This window comes from Streptomyces sp. NRRL S-1022 (assembly GCF_000720135.1).
GTDB lineage: Bacteria > Actinomycetota > Actinomycetes > Streptomycetales > Streptomycetaceae > Streptomyces.
In genome coordinates, this window is the sequence record NZ_JOIU01000159.1 from 1 (window position 1) to 350 (window position 350).

Here is a 350-nt window from a genome sequence, read left to right on the forward strand (position 1 = left end):
GTCATCAGCCGTGTCGGGGGAGGGGTGGCGCCCCACGTCGATCGCTTCGCCGGCGGGGTCGTACAGGCGGGCCTTCCACCCTCCGCTGCCCCTGCTGCTGCCGTGGTCCTCCAGCGTGTGCTCGGCGGAGCCCTCGTCGTCTATCTGGATCTTCCAGCCGTCGACCAGGGGGACGAGCACGGCGGTGTTGCCGGGGCCGGGGGAGCTGGTGAGGCTGCTCCCCCGGAACGTGGCGAGTTCCAGCGCGCGGATCAGGATTTCGCCCGCGCGGGCGGGGATGTTGCGGGCGGCTACGGGTGCGGCGTCGAGTCGTTTGCGCAGGGCGGTGACCAGCTCCAGCGGGTCCGTGG

Annotated in this window: 1 protein-coding gene; it reads right to left on the reverse strand. The window is 72.6% G+C overall.

Annotated elements, in window-relative coordinates; translation table 11 throughout:
• Positions 1-350: hypothetical protein (locus tag IG05_RS43275; RefSeq protein ID WP_037816001.1), on the reverse strand; the 350-nt coding region annotated here is incomplete at both ends.